The sequence below is a fragment of the Stagnimonas aquatica genome (genome assembly GCF_003730135.1).
GTDB classification, from domain to species: Bacteria; Pseudomonadota; Gammaproteobacteria; order Nevskiales; family Nevskiaceae; genus Stagnimonas; species Stagnimonas aquatica.
The window spans coordinates 489,863-508,120 of sequence record NZ_RJVO01000002.1 but is presented as its reverse complement, the minus strand read 5'-3'; the positions used below and the strand labels follow the sequence as shown (position 1 = coordinate 508,120).

Here is an 18,258-nt window from a genome sequence, read left to right as displayed (position 1 = left end):
GGCATCGAAGCCCGGTATGCGGGCTTGCAAGCGGTCCGCGAATATCCAACGACAGGGAGTGACGGTGAAAAAATTCTTCAAGTGGCTGGGCCTGAGCGTGCTCGGCCTGAGTGCGCTGGTGGCGGCGCTGGGCGTCAACGCCTGGTACTTCAAGCCGCTGTCCATCGACTGGCTGTTCAATCGCACCTTCCTGCGCATCGTGCTGCAGGACCCGGAGCTGCTCTCCAACCTGCGCCTGCTGGAAGGTTTCGGCATCAAGGGGCATCAGGCCAAGCTCACCGACATCTCGCCGGAACACGAGACCGAGATGCTGGCCTTCACCCGCTCCGAGCTGGAAACCCTGCACCGCTACGACCGCGCCTCGCTGGACGAGGGCACCAAGCTCTCCTACGACGTGCTGGATTTCTTCCTCACCGACGCCGTCGAGGGCGAGCGCTGGCGCTGGCACAACTACCCGGTCAACCAGCTGTTCGGCGTGCAGAACGAGCTGCCGACCTTCCTGCTCACCATCCACCAGGTCAACGACCTGCGCGACGCCCGTGACTACGTGTCGCGCCTCAATGCCGTCTCGCTCAAGTTCGACCAGTTGCTGGCCGGCCTGAAGATCCGCGAGGACAAGGGCATCGTGCCGCCGCGCTTCGTGCTGGAGAAGGTGCTGGTGGAAATGCGCGCCTTCGTCGGCAAGCCGGCCGAGCAGAACGACCTCTACGTGCAGTTCGCCGACAAGCTGGGCAAGGTCGAGGCCAGCGACGCCGAGCGCGGCCCGCTGCTGGCCGGTGCCAAGACCGCCATCGACGAGTCGGTCTACCCCGCCTACGCGCGGCTGATCGCCTACTGCGAGGCGCTGCTGCCCAAGGCCACAGGCAACAACGGCGTCTGGGCGCTGCCCGACGGCGATGCCTACTACGCCTACGCGGTGCGCAACCAGACCACCACCCGGATGACGCCGGACGAGGTGCACGAGATCGGCCTGAAGGAAGTGGCGCGCATCGAGACCGAGATGGACGCCATCCTGCGCGCGCAGGGCCTGAGCGAGGGCAGCATCGGCGCCCGCGTGCAGCAGCTCGCGCACGACCCGGCGCAGCTCTACCCCAATGACGACGCCGGCCGCGCGCAGGCGCTCAAGGACTACCAGGCGATCATCGACGAGATCGACGGCGGCCTCGGCGGCGCCTTCAATCTGCGGCCGCCGCAGGGCGTGAAGGTGGAGCGCATCCCGGTGTTCAAGGAGGCCACCTCGCCCGGCGCCTACTACAACCCGCCGGCCTTTGACGGCAGCCGCCCCGGCATCTTCTACGCCAACCTGCGCGACATGGGCGAGGTGGCGAAGTTCGGCATGCGCACGCTGGTCTATCACGAGGCGATCCCCGGCCATCACTTCCAGATCGCCATCGCCCAGAACCTCGAAGGCGTGCCCTTCTTCCGCAAGGTGCTGCCGTTCACCGCCTACGTGGAAGGCTGGGCGCTGTACGCCGAGCGGCTGGCCTGGGAGCTGGGCTTCCAGAAGGAGCCGCTCAGCAATCTTGGCCGCCTGCAGGCCGAGATGTTCCGCTCGGTGCGCCTGGTGGTGGACAGCGGCATGCACCACAAGCGCTGGAGCCGCGAGCAGGCCATCGACTACATGCGCGAGAAGACCGGCATGGGCGAGAAGGAAGTCACCGCCGAGATCGAGCGCTATCTGGTGATGCCGGCGCAGGCCCTGGCCTACAAGACCGGCATGATCAGCATCCTGCGCCTGCGCGACCGGGCGCAGGCCGAGCTGGGCCCGGCGTTTGATCTCAAGGCCTTCCACGACGTGGTGCTGAGCGGCGGCGCGCTGCCGCTGCCGGTGCTGGAGCAGCAGGTGGACGCCTGGATCGCCAGCCGCAAGGCCAAGGCGTCCTGAGCCTCATCACCCGCTGCATTTCTGACTCCCTCCCCCGCAAGCGGGGGAGGGCCGGGGTGGGGGCGTTTGCCCACGCGAGCGAACCCCAAGGCGCGCGCGCTAGCCTTGCCCGCATCGCCCGCGCCACTGCACTATCGCGCCCCCTGGCAATACGCCGCCGTATGGAGCCCGTAGTGCGCCCGCCCGTTCCCAGCAAGCAGAGCCTCAGTGCCGAACACTGGGCCGCCGCCGCGCTGGACGCCCTCGCCCATGGCGGTCTGGACGCCGTGGCGGTGGAGCCGCTGGCGCGCGCCCTGGGCGTCACCAAGGGCTCGTTCTACTGGCACTACCCCAACCGCGACGCCCTGTTGCAGGCGGCGCTCACGCTCTGGGAGCAGCGCGAGTCGGCGGCGGTGATCGCCCGGGCCGAGCAGGAGGCCACACCGCTGGAACGCATGCTCACCCTGTTCCGCGAGCTGGCCAACACCGACGTCCGCACCGAAAAGCTGCTGCTGGCGCTGTCCGGCTCCGAGCACCCGCTGGTACGGGCGGCGGCGCAGCGGGTTTCGGCGTGCTGGCGCGGCTACCTTCAGGACTGCTACCGCGCGCTCGGCTACGGCGAGGAGCAGGCGGCGCACTCGGCGACCTTCGCGTTCTGCATCTTCATGGGCACGGTGCGGATGCGCCGCGACGACCCGGCGGCGCTGCCGGCCGGCGGGCAGTTCAACGACTATCTGCGCTTCCTGATCCGCACCCTGCTGCCGGGCACGCGCACGGCGCCGTCGGAGCAGGGCGCCTGAGGCTGGCGCGCGGCGGCCATTGCCGAGCGGCGGTGCGCGGGGAAAGATAGTGGCTCCTGTCCGAGCCCCGTCCATGTCCCAAGACCTCCTGATTGGCAGCGGCGAAGCCGCCTGCACTCTGCTGGCCCGCTACGCCAACCGCCACGGCCTGGTCGCGGGCGCCACCGGCACCGGCAAGACCATCACCCTGCAAGTGCTCGCCGAAGGCTTCAGCGAGATCGGCGTGCCGGTGTTCGCCGCCGACGTGAAGGGCGATCTCTCCGGCATCGCCGCGCCGGGCGTGGCCAGCCCCAAGCTGCTGGAACGCGCCGCCGCTACCGGTATGCCGGGCTGGACGCCGAGCGCCAATCCGGTGGTGTTCTGGGACGTGTTCGGCAAGAGCGGCCACCCGGTGCGCGCCACCGTCAGCGAGCTGGGGCCGATCCTGCTGGCGCGCCTGCTGGATCTTTCCGACGTGCAGGAGGCGGTGCTCTCGCTGGTCTACAAGTACTGCGACGACCAGGGCCTGCTGCTGCTCGACTTCAAGGACCTGCGCGCCGCGCTCAACCACGTCAGCGCCAACGCCAAGTCGCTGGGTGCGGACTACGGCTTGGTCTCCACCGCCAGCGTCGGCGCCATCCAGCGCGGGCTGATCCAGCTCGAAGCCGACGGCGCCGAACACTTCTTCGGCGAGCCGGCGCTGGACCTCAACGACTTCCTGCTGTGCGAGCCGGGCGGTCGCGGCATCGTCAACGTCCTTGCCGCCGATGTGCTCTACCGCAAGCCGCGCCTGTACGCGACCTTCCTGCTCTGGCTGCTCAGCGAGCTGTTCGAGAACCTGCCCGAGGCCGGTGACCTCGACAAACCCAAGCTGGTGTTCTTCTTCGACGAGGCGCATCTCCTGTTCAACGACGCGCCCAAGGCCCTGGTCGAAAAAGTGGAGCAGGTGGTGCGCCTGATCCGCAGCAAGGGCGTGGGCGTGTACTTCGTCACCCAGAACCCGCTGGACCTGCCGGAGAGCGTTCTGGGACAGCTCGGCAACCGCGTGCAGCACGCGCTGCGCGCCTTCACCCCGCGCGACCAGAAGGCGGTGAAGGCCGCCGCCGAAACCTTCCGCCCCAATCCGCGTTTCAAGACCGCCGAGGCGATCATGGAGCTGGGCGTCGGCGAGGCCCTGGTCAGCACCCTGCAGGACGGCGGCGTGCCGGCGGTGGTGGACCGCGTGAAGATCCGCCCGCCGCGTTCGCGTATGGGCGCGCTCACGGCGGAGGAGCGCGCGCAATGTCTGCAACACAGCCCCTTCGCCGGCAAGTACGACCAGGTTCAGGACCGCGAGTCCGCCTACGAACTGTTGACCGAGCCCGCCCCCGCCGCCGCACCCGCACCCGCGCCCACAGCGACGACCAGCAGTGGGGGCGGCAGCCTGGGCAACTGGTGGGAGACGATGTCGCGCCAGCGCGCGCCCGGCGCGCCGGAGCCCGAGCCGGCCCCCGTCGCCCGCCGTGCGCCGCCGGTGACGCGTGCGCCCGCCCCCAGCCGCCCGGCGCCAGCGCCACGGCCGTCCAACCGCCAGAGCGTCACCGAAGCGGCGATCAAGAGCGTGATCCGCAGCGCCGGCTCGCAGGTGGGGCGCGAGATCGGGCGGCAGTTGCTGCGTGGGGTGCTGGGCTCGCTGAGCAAGCGCTAGCGGGCGGCGGGTGGCGCTGCACTGCCGTAGCGCGTCATATCGAATTGCGGCCCCAGCAAAAAGCAAAGCCGCCGGAAGTTCTGCGCTTCCGGCGGCTCAGCCCGCGTTGACGCGCCCTCAGTGCAGCGTGACGACGATGGGTGCGCCCTTGGTGATGATCATCGTGTGCTCGTACTGCGCCGACAGGTTGCCCGGCGCTCCGACCAGGGTCCAGCCATCGGAGGTCTCCTTCACGATGCGGCTCTTGGTCGAGAGGAAGGGCTCGATGGTGATGACCATGCCTTCCTCCAGCACACGCCGGTCGGCCGGATCAAAGTAGCCGGGGATGTGCTCGGGGGCTTCGTGCAGCGCACGTCCGACGCCATGGCTGGCGAGGTTCTCGATCACGCGAAAGCCATAGGTCTTCGCCGTGCGCTCGATGGCCGCGCCAATGCCATTGATCGGCCGGCCGGCACGGGCCTGCTGCATGGCGTTTTCCAGCGCCGTGCGAGTGGCGTGGCACAGGCGCGTCTTCTGCGGGTTGCCCGGCGGCACCACGCGCGTCCCGCCGGTGTCCGCAAAGTAGCCGTCCAGTTCGGCGGAGACATCGACGTTCAGCACGTCGCCCGCGCGAATCACCCGCTCACCCGGGATGCCGTGCGCGGCTTCCTCGTTGATGCTGATGCAGGTCGAACCCGGAAAGCCGTAGCTGAGCTTCGGCGCCGAGTGCGCTCCGTGGCGTTCCAGCAGCGTCTCGCCCAGCGCATCCAGCTCGCGCGTGGTCATGCCCGGCTCGGCGGTATCGAGCATCTCCTGCAGGACGTAGGAGACGATCCTGCCGATACGCTTGAGCGCGGCGATGTCGTCTTCGGTTTCGATGGTCATGGTGCTGGCAATCTGAGCGTGGCGAGATTGCGCGAGGATACTCGTGCTGAAGTCGAGCCGGCGCACTGGTCTTCGATCAATCCAAACGGCGAGGGTGTCCGGCAGAAAACTGCTCCGCCTCATTTCCCCTGCGCGGATTTTTCTACAGCCTCAACGCTCAAATTAAGCGGCGGGCGTAGCCCGTCCGCTTGAATACATTGTTGGGCCCCAGCACATAACTTTTGGGGCATGTAAGTTTCATTGAACGCCAAACGCACTGCCTTTAATTGGCAACGACTTCGTAGGAACGATTTCATTGGTCGCCGCGTCACGGACGGCTACAGGGCAATTCGGAAAAGCGTTAGTTTGAACAACCTCGTATCTCTTTCCCGCTTGCGGCATGAATTGAATAAGATCGGCGCAACTAACTCCCGTAAGTTGATACACGCCAGGAGTTCCCGTGGTGTTGGTTGCCCCCGTTACGCGCCCGGAGGTGGCAAAGAGAGGAAAAGGCTTGTTGACCGGTATAAGGATGTTTTTTTCATCGGCTGTTGCCCAGCTAAAAACAAAAAGCCTATCAGTTTTATTTTTATCGATGCATTCATCGTCGCCGCACGTAAAGAATACGGTATTAGATATGCCTCCAAGATTGTTTCTTTTTAACAAAATCTCGGCGTGCGGGTCTGTTTCGGAGGCTCTATTAGTTGCGCAGGAAATCAATCCCGCAGAAAGTGCGATAACAAATACAAGGTGCTTTTTCATTTCGAGATCTCTTTGATATTTGACTGGATATTTCTTGTTTTAAACATGCAGATGACCCAACGCCAATTAGGTTGCAAGCCGTGACGCCTAATCTGCCGCCCGTGACGGCTAACTCGACAGAACGTTGCGCGCAGTCCGGTGTGGGGTGCCAGACAAGTGTCTGACGGAAATAAAGAATGGAAACCGGGCGCAGAAAATGGCCCCGAGTTATACGTCAGCGAAAGCGTCATCCCTGTCTTTCCCTTGTTTGGCGAAAAGCAGCGGTCCCACCCGCGCTTAATGACGAGCCTAGTGGAAGGCTGTTGCCGGCGTCCAGCGCGTCGCAATGTTGGGCTGTTGCTTCATGGACGTTACGGGGACGAGAGTCCGACGAGGGCCGCAACCGTGCGCAGGTCTGGGCCAAGCTGTTTGCAAGCGTTCGCGCTGCGCTCTGGCGTCCGGACAAGCTGTCCGCCAGTCAGCGAAAAGTGTCCGCCACAGTGTCCGCTGTCCGCCCTCGGACAGCATTTTGGGGTGCGCTAAAAACATAAAACATCAATAAATTAATAACTTAGGGAACTTGGCAAGCTTGGCACGCGCCTGGCTTTAACCGTCTTGCAAGCCACCGCAAGGAGTTCCGCCATGACCCACTCGCTCAAGTCCCTCACCGCCTTCGCCGCTCTCGGCCTCGCGTTCGGTGTCACCGCCGCCAGCGCGGCGGGCATCACCTACAACCAGCCGGTCACCTATACCGCGCCGGTGGTCTACACCGCCCCGGTCGTTTACAGCGCCGGCGTCACCTATGCCGCCGGCCTGAGCCAGGCCGCCGCCGCGCAGCCGGTGCTGCTGGAGCAGGTAGTCGTCACGCCCAAGGGCCGCTACACCGCTGCCGAGTGGAAGAGCCGCCAGGCGCGTCGTCAGCAAATGGTGGCCGAGGCGGCGCCGGTGCTGCTGGACAAGGTGATCGTCACCCCGGCGCGCAACTACAGCGTGGCCGAGTGGCGCGCGCAGCAGTCGGAGCGGCAGTTCGCGGCCTTGCAGCAGCGCCCGGCCAAGTCGCGCAACTGGCTGCACGCGGTCTGGCGCAGCCTGGGCTTCAAGCGCCAGCCGCTGGAGGTGCAGGGCTAATGGCAGGCATCCCGAGCACGGCGGGGCAGGACATCCCGCTGGAGCGCGCGCCGCGCTTTCGCCGGCGCGGGTTGATGATCGCCGCTGCGGCGGCACTGCTGGCCCTGCTGGTCTGGGCTGCCCTGCGCGCCGGTGGCGGCCAGCGCGTGGCGGCGGCCGAGAGCCTGCGGCTGGCGACGGTGAGTCGCGGCGAGTTCATCGCCGATGTCTCCGCCCAGGGCCGGGTGGTGGCGGCGGTCAGCCCCACGCTGTACGCGCCGGCGGTGGGCACCATCAATCTCAAGGTCAATGCCGGTGATCGCGTCGAGCAGGGCCAGTTGCTGGCGGAACTCGACAGCCCGGAAATCCAGAACCAGTACGCGCAGGAAGAGGCCAATCTCGCCGGTCTGCGCGCCAGCTTCCAGCGCGAGCGCCTGGAGGTGGAAACCCGGCGCCTGCAAAACCAGCAGGCGGTCGATCTCGCCAAGGTCGCCGAGGAAGGCGCCGAGCGCGAGCGCAAGCGTGCGCAGGAGGCCTACGGCATGGGCGTGCTGCCGATCATGGAAGTGGACCGCCGCGCCGACGAACTCATCAACGCCCAGTTGCGCCATCGCCACGCCCAGGAGGAAGTGCGCCTGCAGGGCAAGAGTCTGGACCTGCAACTGCGCGGCCGCGCGCTGGAGCTGGAGCGCCAGCAACTGGTGGTGGACAACATGCGTCGCCGCGCCGAGGAGCTGCGCATCGTCGCGCCGGTGAATGGCGTGATCGGCACGCTCTCGGTCTTGCAGCGCGCGGCGGTGGCCGCCAATCAGGCGCTGATGACCGTGGTCGATCTCTCGGCGCTGGAAGTGGAGATCCAAGTGCCGGAGACCTATGCCGACAGCCTGGGCCTGGAGATGCCAGCGGAAGTGCGCCTGGGCAGCCAGACCTTCCCGGCGCGGCTCACCGCGATCTCGCCGGAGGTCGCCAACAACCAGGTCACCGGCCGCGTCGCCTTCACCGGCGGCAAGCCGCCGGAGCTGCGCCAGAACCAGCGGGTGAGCGTGCGCATAGTGCTCGACCAACGCCAGGACGTGCTGCGTCTGCCGCGCGGGCCGTTCATCGAGGCCGGCGGCGGGCGCTACGTCTATGTGGTGCGCGACGGCGTGGCGGTACGCACGCCGGTCACCCTGGGAGCGATCTCGATCAACCAGGTGGAGATTGTGTCCGGCGTCGAGGCCGGCGAGCAGGTGGTGATTTCCGGTGACCAGGCCTTTGAAGGCGCCGAAACCGTTTCGATTCGTAACTAGGAGACGAACATGCTGCAGATGGATGGCGTACAGAAGATCTACCGGACCGATCTGGTCCAGACCTATGCCCTGCGCTCGCTCAGCCTGCGCGTCGCCGAAGGCGAGTTCGTGGCGGTGACCGGCCCCAGCGGCTCGGGCAAGACCACCTTCCTCAACATCGCCGGCCTGCTGGAAACCTTCGAGGCCGGCACCTACCGGCTCGACGGCGAGGATGTCAGCAAGCTCTCCGACCATGCGCGCTCGCGGCTGCGCAACGTCAAGATCGGCTTCATCTTCCAGTCCTTCAATCTGATCCCCGATCTCAACGTCTACGACAACGTCGATGTGCCGCTGCGCTATCGCGGCATGGCCGGCAGCGAGCGCAAGCGGCGGATCACCGAGGCGCTGGAACGCGTGGGCTTGGCCTCGCGCCACCAGCATCTGCCCTCGCAGCTCTCCGGCGGTCAGCAGCAGCGCGTCGCCATCGCCCGCGCGCTGGCCGGCTCGCCGCGCATCCTGCTCGCCGACGAACCCACCGGCAATCTCGACTCGCTGATGGCGCGCGAGGTGATGAACATGCTGGAAGAGATCAACGCCCAGGGCACCACCATCGTCATGGTCACCCACGATCCCGAGCTGGCGCGCCGCGTGCACCGCAACATCCATGTGATGGATGGCCAGGTGTCCGACCTCGACCAGCGCCTCGCCGCCTAGGAGCGCGCCATGCTCGGCTATTACCTGCAACTCGGCTTCCGCAACCTGCGGCGCTCGCCGGTGCTCACTGCGCTGATCATCCTCACCCTGGCGGTGGGCGTTGCCGCCAGCATGTCCACGCTCACCGTGCTGTACATGATGTCCGGTGATCCGATCCCGCAGAAGAGTTCGCGCCTGCTTACGCTCAAGCTCGACAACTATCCGCTGGACTTCAACGACACCGACGAGAAGCTGCCCGGCATCCTCACCTGGACCGACGTGCGCAATCTGCGCGAAGACGCCAAGGGCCTGCGCCGCACCGGGCTCTACGGCATCTCCGGCATCGTCTATCCCAACAAGGAAGGCGTGAAGAACTTCTTCGCGGACGGCGTGGCGGTGGATGCCGACTTCTTCGCGATGATGGATGCGCCCTTCATCGCCGGTGGCGCCTGGACCGCCGCCGAGGACCGCAGCGAGGCGCGGGTGGCGGTGATCGCCGCGCCCCTGGCCGAAAAACTCTTTGGCAAGGAGTCGGCCATCGGCCGAAACCTGCGCATGGACAGCGAGGAGTTCCGCGTGGTCGGCGTGCTCCACGACTGGAAGCCGACGCCGAAGTTCTACCGCATGGACGGCAACTCCAGCGCCGGCAGCGATGCCGACGACATCTTCATACCGCTCAGCACCGCCCTGGCCGCGCACCGCGATGTCTCCGGCAATACCAGCTGCTACAGCAATGCCGACCCTGGCTTCGAGGGCCTGATGCGCTCCGAGTGCATCTGGCTGCGCTACTGGGTGGAGCTGGGCTCGGAGGCCGAGCGTGCCGAATACCGCGACTACCTGAGCGCCTACGTGCAGCGGCAGAAGCAGCTCGGCCGACTGCCGCGCCCGGACAAGAGCGCGCTCTACAACGTGCGCGAGTGGTTGCAGGAGATCGAGGTGGTGGACGACGACACCCGGCTGCAAACCTGGCTGGCCTTCGGCTTCCTGAGCGTCTGTCTGGTCAACACCATTGGCCTCTTGCTCGCCAAGTTCACCGCCCGCACGGCGGAGATCGGCGTGCGCCGCGCCCTCGGCGCCACCCGCTCGCAGATCTTCCTGCAATACCTGAGCGAGGCGGCGGCGCTGGGGCTGGTCGGCAGCATCATCGGTGTCGCCGGCGCGTTCGGCATGCTGCATCTGCTGGCCAAGCAGTCGCCAAACCTCGAGCAGTACGCGCGCATGGACCCGACCATGCTCGCCACCACCGTGCTGCTGTCGGTGCTGGCGGCAGTGATCGCCGGCCTGCTGCCCACCCTGCGCGCGACGCAGGTGGTGCCCGCGCTGCAACTCAAATCGCAGTAATCCGCGCGCCCTCAAGGAGCCCTCGCATGGAAATCCGTCCCATCCTCTCCGCGCTGCGCCACAACCTCACCGGCGCGCTGCTGATCGCCACCCAGGTGGCGCTGACGCTGGCGATCATCAGCAACTCCGCCTCGGTGATCCGCGAGCGCCTGGCGGTCTCGCAGCGCGACTCCGGCGTCGATGCCGAGTCGCGCATCCTCACCCAGCGGCCGATCCTGTTCTCGCAGATCGACCTCGCCAACCTGATCCAGACCGACCTCGACGCCCTGCGCGCGATCCCCGGCGTGGAGTCGGTCACCGTCACCAACCAGGTGCCGATGGGGCGCAGCGGCTGGAGCTCCACCTTTGCCACCGAGCGGGTGCCGACCGCCCCCAACCAGAGCGCCGGCCTGTACTTCGACGGCGGTCGCCTGCTGGAAACCTTCGGCCTGAAGCTGGTCGAGGGGCGCGGTTTTCGCGACGACGAGATCGTCAACATCGACCCCAAGGTGCAGAACCCGCCGCCCACCGGCGTGCTGCTCACGCGGCGGCTGGCCGAGGCCCTGTTTCCGGGGCAGAGCCAGTTCGTCGGCCGGGTCTTCTATCAGGGCAATACCCCCGACTCCGAGGAGTTGCGGGTGATCGGCGTGATCGAGCGCTTCACCACGCCCTGGGCGCAGACCGGCCCGGGCAACGAGTACGCAGTGGTGTTTCCGGCGCGCTACCTCAATCCTTTCAATCACTACGTGGTGCGCGCCGCGCCGGGCGCCGAGGCGCAGGTGCGCAAGGCCATGGAGGAGGCGCTGGAAAAGAACGAGCCCGGCCGTGTCAGCAACGGCCAGTATTCGATCCAGGAGATGCGCGACCGCCGCTACCGTGGCGAGCGCGCGCTGGCCTGGCTGCTGGTATCGGTGACGGTGTTCCTGCTCGGCGTCACCGCCAGCGGCATCGTCGGCATGGCCAGCCTGTGGGTGAACCTGCGTCGCAAGCAGATCGGCGTGCGCCGCGCGCTGGGCGCCACCCGGGGCGACATCGTCCGCTACTTCCTCACCGAGAACCTGATCATCACCAGCGCCGGCATCGCCGTCGGCGTGCTCGCCGCCTGGGGCCTCAACGGCGTGCTGATGAGCGAGCTGTCGGTGCCGCGCCTGCCGCTGGACTATCTGCTGAGCGGCGTGCTGCTGATGCTCTTGCTGGGTGTCGTCGCCGTACTCGGCCCGGCGCTGCGCGCCGCCAAGCTCTCGCCGGCGCTGGCGACCCGCAGCGTATGACGATTGCGGATTGCGGATTGCGGATTGCGGAGGGCAGAGTGGCGGGCATGACTAGAACTAAAGCCGAGGTAAGCAGACAGCGCAGGGCGGCTCCGCTATCTCGATCCACCCCGCCAGTAAGCAACGGCGCCCCGCTGTTCAATCCGAAATCCGAGATCCGCAATCCGCAATGAGCACGGTCCTGATTGTTGACGACAACCTCGCGGTCTGTACCGCGCTGGACTTGCTGTTCTCGCTGCACGGCCTGAAGACGCTGCTCGCGCACTCGCCGGACGAGGCGCTGGCGGTGCTCGACGAGTCGGCGGTCGATCTGGTGGTGCAGGACATGAACTTCCAGCGCGATACCACCTCCGGCGAGGAGGGCGTGGAGTTGTTCCGCGCCATCCGCACCCGCGAGCCGGAGCTGCCGATCATCCTGCTCACCGCCTGGACCAATCTGGAAACGGCGGTGACCCTGATGAAAGAGGGCGCGGCCGACTACCTGGGCAAGCCCTGGGACGACCGCAAGCTGCTCACCACCGTGCACAACCTGCTGCGTCTGCACGCCGCCACCCGCGAGAACCGCCGCCTTCAATCGGCGCGGCAGGTGGTGCGGCGCAAGGTGGCGGGGGCCTTCGATCTCTGCGGCCTGGTCTACGAGAGCGACGCCATGCACGAGACGGTGTCGCTCGCCACCCGCGTCGCGCGCGCCGAGGTGCCGGTGCTGATCACCGGCCCCAACGGCGCCGGCAAGGAGAAGATCGCCGAGATCATCCAGGCCAATTCCAGCGTCAGCGACGGACCCTTCATCCGCGTCAACGTCGGCGCCATTCCGGCCGAGCTGGTGAGCGCCGAGTTGTTCGGCGCCGAACCCGGCGCCTACACCGGTGCCGGCAACAAGGCACGGCCGGGGCGCTTCGAGGCCGCCGACGGCGGCACGCTGTTTCTCGACGAGCTGGGCACGCTGTCGCTGGAAGGGCAGGTGAAGCTGCTGCGGGTCTTGCAGACCGGCCAGTTCGAGCGCCTGGGCAGCAGCCAGACCCGCAAGGTGCAGGTGCGCGTCATCAGCGCCACCAATGCCGATCTGCGCGCGGCGATCAGGGCCGGCACGTTCCGGGAGGATCTCTACTACCGCCTCAACGTCATCGAGCTGCATGTCCCGGCCCTGGCCAGCCGCCGCGACGATGTGCTGCCGCTGGCGCGGGCCTTTCTCGATGGCGCCCACAGCTTCAGCGCCGAGGCCGAGCGGGCGCTGCTGGCGCACCCCTGGCCGGGCAATGTCCGCGAGTTGCAGAACAGCGTGAAGCGCGCCTGCATCCTCGCCGCCGGCGCCGAGATCCAGCCGGCCGATCTGGGTTTACAGAAGGCGGTCGCTCCCGGCACCGAGGCCGGGGCCGCCGAGTCCGACAAGGAGGCGGTGCAGCGCGCCCTGGACAACGCCAACGGCGTCATCGCCATCGCCGCCCGCGAGCTGGGGCTGTCGCGCCAGGCGCTGTACCGGCGCATGGAGAAGTTCGGGCTGGCGGCCTGAGTGCGACAGCCCCTGTCGCGGCTTGCGAACTGCGGATTGCGGATTGCGGATTGAACAGCGATGGTTAGCCGCATGGCCGTTCCAAAATCCGAAATCCGCAGTCCGAAATCCGCCATGTCCCTGGAGGCCCGCCTGGGCCTGCTGATCGCGTTCGTGGTGCTGGTCAGCGTGGCGCTGACCGCCTGGCTGGCGCGGATCGACGCGCCGCCCGCGCACGCCACGCTGTTCGCGCTGCTGATCCTGCTGCCGCTGTCGCTGCTGGCCCTGCGCCGGGTGATGCGGCCGATCACCCGTTACCTGCGGGTGCTGCGCGACGGCGTCGCCGGCTTTCGCGATGGCGACTACTCGTTGTCCATCGCCGTGGATCGTCACGACGAGCTGGGCGAGCTGGCCACGCTCTACAACCACATCGGCGACGTGCTGCGCAGCGAGCGCCAGGAACTGTTCCAGCGCGAGCTGCTGCTCGACACGGTGATCCAGACCACGCCATGGGCGCTGGTGCTGACCAATGCCCAGGGCGCGGTGCTCTACGCCAATGCCTCGGCACGCCAGTTGTTCCACGAGGGCCGCAAGATGGAGGGGCTGCGGTTTCCGGCCCTGCTGGAGCAGGCGCCGGAGACGCTACGCGAGGCGGCGCAGGCCGAGGCTGACGGCCTCTACACCATCGCCGGTGGCGAGGAGCCGGAGGTCTATCACGTCACCCATCGCCGCTTCATGCTCAACACCCGCGAGCATCACCTGCATCTGTTCAAGCGGCTCACCCGCGAGTTGAACCGGCAGGAGCTGGAGAGCTGGAAGAAAGTGATCCGCGTCATCAGCCACGAGCTGAACAACTCGCTGGCGCCGATCGCCTCGATGGCCCACAGCGGCCGTCTGCTCGCCGAGCAGGGCCGCACCGACAAGCTCAATCTGGTGTTCGACACCATCGACGACCGCGCCCAGCGGCTCAAAGGGTTCCTGGAGGACTACGCGCGCTTCGCCAAGCTGCCGCGACCACGGCTGGAGAACGTGGAATGGACGCCGTTCCTGGCCGGTCTGCAGGCGGCGGTGCGGGTGGGGCTGAGCGAGCCGCCGCCGACGCGCCCCGGCCGCTTCGACGCCGCGCAGATCCAGCAGGTGCTGATCAACCTGATCAAGAACGCCCACGAATCCGGCAGCGCCGCCGAGGCGGTGACGCTGACGGTACGCGACGAGGGCGGCGCCTTTGTACTGCGGGTTCAGGACCGTGGCCCGGGCATGTCGGAAACGGTACTCGCCAACGCCCTGCTGCCGTTCTACTCGACCAAGAGCGAGGGCACCGGCCTGGGGCTCACGCTCTGCCGCGAGATCGTCGAGGCCCACGAGGGCCGGCTGGTACTCGCCAATCGCGAGGGCGGTGGGCTGGAAGTGCGCTTGATCCTGCCCGCCTGATCTTTCCCCTCTCCCCTTGTTGTAGGGTGGGCGCAGCCCACCGCATACACATTTGAGATGGCACGGTGGGCTACGCCCACCACGCACTGTTCCCCTCTCCCACGAGGGGAGAGGGGAGTCGCCGCGCGCTACTTTTGGTCGTAGCAAAAGCAGGTCGTGAGATGGTCGTTGACCACCCCCACCGCCTGCAGATAGGCGTAGATGATGGTGGAGCCGACAAAGGTGAAGTCGCGTTTCTTCAGCGCCTTGCTGATCGAATCCGAAAGCGGCGTGCTGGCGGGGACCTGTCCCATCGCCGTCCAGTGATTGACGACCGGCTGGCCGCTGACCTGCTGCCACAGCCAGGCGTCGAGGCTGCCGAATTCCTCGCAGAGCTTCAGGTAGGCCCGCGCATTGCGGCGGAAGCCGAAGACCTTGAGCCGGTTGCGCACGATGCGCGGGTCCAGCAGCTTCTTTTCCAACTGCGCGTCGGTGTAGCGCGCCATCTTCTTCGCGTCGAACTGGTCGAACAGCAGGCGATAGCCCTCGCGCTTTTCCAGAATCGTGCGCCAGCTCAAGCCCGCCTGCGCGCCTTCCAGCAGCAGCATCTCGAACAGCCGCTGCTCGTCATGGCAGGGGCGGCCCCACTCTTCATCGTGATACTGCTGATACTGGGGCGTGGAGAGGCTCCAGGGGCAGCGCGAAAGCGGCGACGCGACTACCACCGTAAGGCCCCCGGTCTATAGGGCTGTGCGCTCAGTGTCCTGCTAGTTGCGAACTCAAACATTATCTGGCCAGCCACTGCCGCCATCCTGCCGTCTTCGCCTGGACCATAAGTCCAATCGTCGCGAATGTAGCGACCTTCATAAACCACGACTTGGCGAATCGACGCAGTACCGTGGACCACTCTCAAGCCTTCCCACAGCTTTCCGTCGGAGTGCAGATATGAAACTGGTATCTCGCGAACGTTGTTGTTCTTTTTCATGGCGTTACCGCTTGCCATAACGATCCCGCAACTGCGTCTGCCGACTGCTCATCGGGATGGCGACACCGGCGGCGTAGACCTGTTTGGGAAAGCTGGTGACTTCCAGCGGATCGCCGTCCCAGATCACGAAGTTGGCCTGCTTGCCGGCCTCGAGGCTGCCGACTGTGGAATCGAGGCCATAGACCTTGGCCGGGTTGAGCGTGACTGCCGCCAGTGCCGCGCTCCAGGGCAGGCCGTAGGCGACGGCGTTGCCGGCCAGCTGGCGGATGTTGCGGCTGTTGTGGCTGCCCATGTCGCTGGCGGCGGAAAACGCCAGCAGCACGCCGGCGCGGTGCAGGATGGCAGCGGCGTCGGCGCGCGCGGCCAGGGCCTCGAAGTGGATCGGCAGGTTGTAGGTGGGGTCGAGGATCACCGGCACCTGCTTCTCGGCGAGTTCGCGCGCGACCAGATGCGCCTCGGCGCCGCCGTGGATCACCAGCTTGATGCCGTAGTCGTCGGCGAACTTGAGCAGGGCGCGGATGTCGGCGGCGCGCTGCACGTCGACCACCAGCGGCTGCTCGCCGCTGAGCACCGGGCGCAGGGCTTCGATGTCCAGCGCGCCGAGCAGGGAGTCGCGCTGCACGCCGCTGTGGCCGCCGTTGCGCACTTCCTGGAAGGCCTCGCGCAGCGCCAGCAGTACCGTCGGCCGGCCGCCGTGCAACTGCGCCATCGCCGCCTCGCCAAACGGTACGAACTGCGCGGCGTGGGCGCGGGCGATGAAGTTCTGCGGGCCGAGCTGGCCCAGGTTGATCACCGCGCCACGGCCGGCCAGCAGCGGCCCGCCCTCGCCGGTGGTGGGCGCGCTCATCGCCTGGGTGATGCCCTCGATGCGGTTGACCGGGATCAGCACCGAGCGCGGGTTGAGGCCATCGAGCACGTCCAGCGCGGCGCTGTAGCGCGGGTTGCCGCCGGCGTCGTCGCGGGTTTCGTCGATGCCGCTGATCTCTTCCAGACCGATGTGGGTGTAGGCGTCGAACAGGCCGGGGGTGACGCTGGCGCCGGCGGCGTCGATCACCTTGGCGCCCTCCGGCACCGGCAGGCCAACGCCGACCGCCTCGATCAGGTCATTGCGGATCAGCAGGGTGGCGTTCTCCAGCGCGCCGCCGCTGACGGTGTAGAGCTTGGCGTTGGTGATGGCGAGCAGGCCGGCCTGCGCCGGCAGCGCCAGGGCGAGGGCCAGCGGCGCCAGCACGCGGGCGCGGCGCAACCAGGGATGGCGGTTCATGGCTGGGTCTCCGAGGCGGCGGCCGCAGCCGGTTCGGTGGGGGCGGGTTCGGCGGGGCTGGCGGTCGGCGCGATCTCCGTCTTCGGCGCAGCGCTGGCGGGGATCGCCGCCGAGGGCGCGGTCAGCGGCGTGCCGGCTTCCTGCTCTTCCGGCGGGGCAAGGCCGAGCGCGAAGTCGCTTTCCACCGGCTTCGGCGTGTAGCGGTCGAAGCGCAGTACGCCGTCGATGTAGACGCGGTCGGCGCGGGCATAGCTGGAGAACGGCGTGCCGTTCCACAGCACCAGATCGGCGGCCTTGCCCGGCTCCAGGCTGCCGGTCAGCTCGCCGATGCCGATGGCCTTGGCGGGGTTGCTGGTGATCCAGGCGATGGCGTCCTCGTCGCGGATCACGTAGCCGGCGCGGCGGCCGGCGGCCATCGCCTTGGCGGCTTCCTGGTTGAGGCGCTGGATGCCGTAGGGATCGTCGGAATGCACGATCGCGCAGCCGCGCGCGCCGTCTTTGCTGACCGCCGCGTCGACCATGGCGACGTTCTCGCGGATGCCGTCGAAAGCCTCTAGCTTGAAGCCCCACCAGTCGGCCCAGAGCGCGGCGCAGACGCCTTCCTCGGCGAGCCGGTCGGCGATCTTGTAGGCCTCCACCGCGTGGTGGAAGGTGGTGATCTTGAAGCCGAACTCCTTGGCGACATCGAGCATGGTCTCCATCTCGTCGGCGCGGTAGCAGTGGTTCTGCACCAGGATATCGCCCTTGAGCACGCCGGCCAGGGTTTCCATGCCCAGGTCGCGTTCCTCGCCGCCGCCGGCCTCCTGCTTCTTCAGGTACTCCTTGGCCTTGGCGAAGGCGGCACGGTAGCCGGCGACATTGCCCATGCGGGTCATCGGCGCGCGCTGGCCGTCCTTGCCGTAGACGCGCTTGGGGTTTTCGCCGCAGGCGATCTTCAGCGAGTAGGGCGCGCCGGGGTACTTCATGCCCTGGTAGCTGACCGAGGGCACGTTCTTGAGCACGCTGCCCCGGCCGCCGATGAGATTGCCGGAGCCCGGCAGCACCAGCAGGCTGGTGACGCCGCCGGCGCGCGCGGTCTCGAAGCCCGGGTCCTGCGGCCAGACCGCGTGCTCGCTCCAGACCCCGGGCGTCACCGGATCGACCATCTCGTTGCCGTCGGCGGTGGCCCAGACATCCGGGCTGGGGTAGACGCCCAGGTGCGAATGGGCGTCGATCAGGCCCGGCGTCAGCCAGCGGCCCTTGGCGTCGATCACCTCCACCTGCGGCGGCGGCGCGACCTCCTCGCCGACCGCGACGATCTTGCCGTCCTGGATCAGCAGCGAGGCGTCTTCCAGCTTGCGGCCGGTGCCGGTGAGGATGGTGGCGTGGGTGATCAGCACCGCTGGCGCAGCGGGCGCGGTGTAGGTGCTGGGGAAGGGCGCGGCGGGGGCTTCGTCCTTCTTGCAGGCGGCGAGCGCCAGCGTCAGGGCGGCCAGAGCCAGGGATGCGGCGGCGAGGGGCTGGAATCTGCGCATGGGGAGCCTCGGGGGACCGGCGA

14 protein-coding genes and 1 pseudogene are annotated in these 18,258 nt (G+C 67.4%); 10 read left to right on the top strand and 5 right to left on the bottom strand.

The window, feature by feature from the left end; genetic code table 11:
* The first annotated feature begins 64 nt into the window (after window positions 1-64).
* The 3 genes from ED208_RS06795 to ED208_RS06785 all read left to right on the top strand — a co-directional run bounded on the left by ED208_RS06795 (window position 65) and on the right by ED208_RS06785 (window position 4,330).
* On the top strand, window positions 65-1,885 hold the full coding sequence (locus ED208_RS06795) for a DUF885 domain-containing protein (RefSeq protein WP_123211113.1): 1,821 nt from the start codon (window positions 65-67) through the stop codon (window positions 1,883-1,885).
* 173 nt (window positions 1,886-2,058) lie between these two features.
* Window positions 2,059-2,664: a TetR/AcrR family transcriptional regulator gene (locus ED208_RS06790; protein WP_233574887.1), complete on the top strand. Its 606-nt coding sequence runs from the start codon at window positions 2,059-2,061 to the stop codon at window positions 2,662-2,664.
* 73 nt (window positions 2,665-2,737) lie between these two features.
* The gene (locus tag ED208_RS06785) at window positions 2,738-4,330 is read left to right on the top strand and encodes a helicase HerA-like domain-containing protein (protein ID WP_123211111.1); all 1,593 of its coding nucleotides are present in this window, start codon (window positions 2,738-2,740) and stop codon (window positions 4,328-4,330) included.
* A 117-nt stretch (window positions 4,331-4,447) separates the two neighbouring features.
* On the opposite strand, the gene map is transcribed toward ED208_RS06785, so the two are convergent.
* The gene (gene map / locus ED208_RS06780) at window positions 4,448-5,194 is read right to left on the bottom strand and encodes a type I methionyl aminopeptidase (RefSeq protein WP_123211110.1); all 747 of its coding nucleotides are present in this window, start codon (window positions 5,192-5,194) and stop codon (window positions 4,448-4,450) included.
* 237 nt (window positions 5,195-5,431) lie between these two features.
* Complete coding sequence (locus tag ED208_RS17055; RefSeq protein WP_148044707.1) at window positions 5,432-5,935, bottom strand: hypothetical protein; 504 nt, start codon at window positions 5,933-5,935, stop codon at window positions 5,432-5,434.
* Window positions 5,936-6,556: 621 nt separating this feature from the next.
* On the opposite strand from ED208_RS17055, the gene ED208_RS06775 reads away from it, so the two are divergent.
* The 7 genes from ED208_RS06775 to ED208_RS06745 all read left to right on the top strand — a co-directional run bounded on the left by ED208_RS06775 (window position 6,557) and on the right by ED208_RS06745 (window position 14,493).
* Window positions 6,557-7,042, top strand: a complete 486-nt coding sequence (locus ED208_RS06775; RefSeq protein WP_123211109.1) for a hypothetical protein — start codon at window positions 6,557-6,559, stop codon at window positions 7,040-7,042.
* Window positions 7,042-8,310 (top strand): efflux RND transporter periplasmic adaptor subunit, encoded by a 1,269-nt coding sequence (locus tag ED208_RS06770; RefSeq protein WP_123211108.1) that lies wholly within the window; start codon window positions 7,042-7,044, stop codon window positions 8,308-8,310. The genes ED208_RS06775 and ED208_RS06770 overlap by 1 nt, the downstream gene beginning before the upstream one ends.
* Window positions 8,311-8,319: 9 nt before the next feature.
* On the top strand, window positions 8,320-9,003 hold the full coding sequence (locus ED208_RS06765; RefSeq protein WP_123211107.1) for an ABC transporter ATP-binding protein: 684 nt from the start codon (window positions 8,320-8,322) through the stop codon (window positions 9,001-9,003).
* Window positions 9,004-9,012: 9 nt separating this feature from the next.
* The gene (locus ED208_RS06760; protein ID WP_123211106.1) at window positions 9,013-10,323 is read left to right on the top strand and encodes an ABC transporter permease; all 1,311 of its coding nucleotides are present in this window, start codon (window positions 9,013-9,015) and stop codon (window positions 10,321-10,323) included.
* Window positions 10,324-10,349: 26 nt separating this feature from the next.
* Window positions 10,350-11,573 carry an ABC transporter permease gene (locus ED208_RS06755; protein ID WP_123211105.1) on the top strand — a complete coding sequence of 408 codons (1,224 nt, stop codon included), beginning with the start codon at window positions 10,350-10,352 and terminating at the stop codon, window positions 11,571-11,573.
* A gap of 169 nt (window positions 11,574-11,742) precedes the next feature.
* The gene (locus tag ED208_RS06750; protein ID WP_123211104.1) at window positions 11,743-13,083 is read left to right on the top strand and encodes a sigma-54-dependent transcriptional regulator; all 1,341 of its coding nucleotides are present in this window, start codon (window positions 11,743-11,745) and stop codon (window positions 13,081-13,083) included.
* A 114-nt stretch (window positions 13,084-13,197) separates the two neighbouring features.
* A complete protein-coding gene (locus ED208_RS06745) occupies window positions 13,198-14,493 on the top strand; it encodes a sensor histidine kinase (RefSeq protein ID WP_123211103.1) in 1,296 nt (431 codons plus the stop codon).
* Between the two features lie 128 nt (window positions 14,494-14,621).
* Here ED208_RS06745 and ED208_RS06740 read toward each other — a convergent pair whose 3' ends face one another.
* The 3 genes and pseudogenes from ED208_RS06740 to ED208_RS06725 form a co-directional block, all read right to left on the bottom strand.
* Complete coding sequence (locus tag ED208_RS06740) at window positions 14,622-15,197, bottom strand: DNA-3-methyladenine glycosylase I (RefSeq protein WP_123211102.1); 576 nt, start codon at window positions 15,195-15,197, stop codon at window positions 14,622-14,624.
* Between the two features lie 264 nt (window positions 15,198-15,461).
* Window positions 15,462-16,721 carry an amidohydrolase family protein gene (locus ED208_RS06735; RefSeq protein WP_123211101.1) on the bottom strand — a complete coding sequence of 420 codons (1,260 nt, stop codon included), beginning with the start codon at window positions 16,719-16,721 and terminating at the stop codon, window positions 15,462-15,464.
* A gap of 161 nt (window positions 16,722-16,882) precedes the next feature.
* A pseudogene (locus tag ED208_RS06725) lies at window positions 16,883-18,235 on the bottom strand (amidohydrolase); the annotation flags it as partial.
* Window positions 18,236-18,258 lie beyond the last annotated feature (23 nt).

Bases quoted from the DNA above. Each gene is read 5' to 3' on its own strand.
- ED208_RS06785 (WP_123211111.1), top strand. From the start codon at position 2,738: ATGTCCCAAGACCTCCTGATTGGCAGCGGCGAAGCCGCCTGCACTCTG.
- map (WP_123211110.1), bottom strand. From the start codon at position 5,194: ATGACCATCGAAACCGAAGACGACATCGCCGCGCTCAAGCGTATCGGC.
- ED208_RS17055 (WP_148044707.1), bottom strand. From the start codon at position 5,935: ATGAAAAAGCACCTTGTATTTGTTATCGCACTTTCTGCGGGATTGATT.
- ED208_RS06775 (WP_123211109.1), top strand. From the start codon at position 6,557: ATGACCCACTCGCTCAAGTCCCTCACCGCCTTCGCCGCTCTCGGCCTC.
- ED208_RS06770 (WP_123211108.1), top strand. From the start codon at position 7,042: ATGGCAGGCATCCCGAGCACGGCGGGGCAGGACATCCCGCTGGAGCGC.
- ED208_RS06765 (WP_123211107.1), top strand. From the start codon at position 8,320: ATGCTGCAGATGGATGGCGTACAGAAGATCTACCGGACCGATCTGGTC.
- ED208_RS06760 (WP_123211106.1), top strand. From the start codon at position 9,013: ATGCTCGGCTATTACCTGCAACTCGGCTTCCGCAACCTGCGGCGCTCG.
- ED208_RS06755 (WP_123211105.1), top strand. From the start codon at position 10,350: ATGGAAATCCGTCCCATCCTCTCCGCGCTGCGCCACAACCTCACCGGC.
- ED208_RS06750 (WP_123211104.1), top strand. From the start codon at position 11,743: ATGAGCACGGTCCTGATTGTTGACGACAACCTCGCGGTCTGTACCGCG.
- ED208_RS06745 (WP_123211103.1), top strand. From the start codon at position 13,198: ATGTCCCTGGAGGCCCGCCTGGGCCTGCTGATCGCGTTCGTGGTGCTG.
- ED208_RS06735 (WP_123211101.1), bottom strand. From the start codon at position 16,721: ATGAACCGCCATCCCTGGTTGCGCCGCGCCCGCGTGCTGGCGCCGCTG.